General features: G+C 58.1%; 2 protein-coding genes. Both read right to left on the reverse strand.

The features are described from left to right. Positions 1-207: 207 nt before the first annotated feature. Entirely contained in the window at positions 208-495 is a 288-nt protein-coding gene (locus ACW9H9_RS28610; protein ID WP_457346706.1) for a HigA family addiction module antitoxin, read from the reverse strand. Positions 496-509: 14 nt separating this feature from the next. Then, on the reverse strand, positions 510-788 hold the full coding sequence (locus ACW9H9_RS28615; RefSeq protein WP_457346707.1) for a type II toxin-antitoxin system RelE/ParE family toxin: 279 nt from the start codon (positions 786-788) through the stop codon (positions 510-512). Positions 789-1,061: the final 273 nt, after the last annotated feature.

The raw sequence follows: 1,061 nt of genomic DNA on the forward strand, positions 1-1,061 counted from the left end.
CGGTGACGCTCCGCGTCACCCATGCGCAGGACCTGAACCTCGCACCCGCATCGGGGACGCGGAGCGTCCCGGGCTGCATTCCCACGCAGAGCGTGGGAACGATCGTGGGGTTACGGACCCGGTGGCTTGGGTAGGAGATCCCCCGCCGAGGTCCGATATACCCGGTCTTGTTTACCTGCCACCTACTCGCATGCAGGCGAGTGGGCCTTATTCAATCTGTGCAAACCGCTCAATCTCCGGCTGTTCACGGTGCTCCGCCTGCCACAAGTCGTAGGCGCTTTGCATCGACAACCACAACCGCGCCTTGCTGACACCTGCACGTTCCAGCCTTACGGCAAGGTCGGGGCTGATGGGCGCGCGGCCATGCAGGATTCTTGAAAACGTCTCCCGGGCAAAACCGAGACGCCGAGCCATTTCAGTGATGGTGATACCCAGCGCCGGCAGCACGTCTTCAAGGAGTATTTCGCCAGGGTGAGGAGGGGTGTGCATAGCCATGTGGAAACCTCAGCTCAGTGGTAATCAAGATAATCAACCAGTTCGACCTGATCGGCGAACATACGAAAAATGATGCGCCAGTTACCGCTGATGCTGACCGACCAAAAGTCTGCCAGGTCGCCTTTGAGTCGGTGGAACCGCCAGCCGGGAAGATTCAGTTCGTCCCAGTGTTCGGCTTTATCCAGAACAAACAACATGCGCTTTAGGCGTTTCGCGTGATCGGCGTTGATGCCTTTGGTTGATCCGGTCTCATAAAAGGCCCTCAGGCCCTTATGCTTCCAGCTGACGATCATTGCGCGATTGTGATGTGATACATCACGCCCTGCAATGGCTTTGCATCGGGTTTGAAGGTCAGATTCATGGTGCCCTGCCGGTGACATGATTCGGACGGGAAAGGCTAGAGAGGTGGATTCCGAGCGACAACCTTAAAGGCCTGTCGGAAAAATCCGTGTGAGGTAACTCGATGAAGGTGTTCTCGTCCCCATGCGCAGGACCTGAACCTCGCACCCGAATCGGGACGCAGAGCGTCCCGGGCTGCATTCCCACGCAGAGCGTGGGAACGATCG

The organism is Pseudomonas sp. SDO5215_S409 (assembly GCF_054071325.1).

Bases quoted from the DNA above. Each gene is read 5' to 3' on its own strand.
- ACW9H9_RS28615 (WP_457346707.1), bottom strand. From the start codon at position 788: ATGATCGTCAGCTGGAAGCATAAGGGCCTGAGGGCCTTTTATGAGACC.
- ACW9H9_RS28610 (WP_457346706.1), bottom strand. From the start codon at position 495: ATGGCTATGCACACCCCTCCTCACCCTGGCGAAATACTCCTTGAAGAC.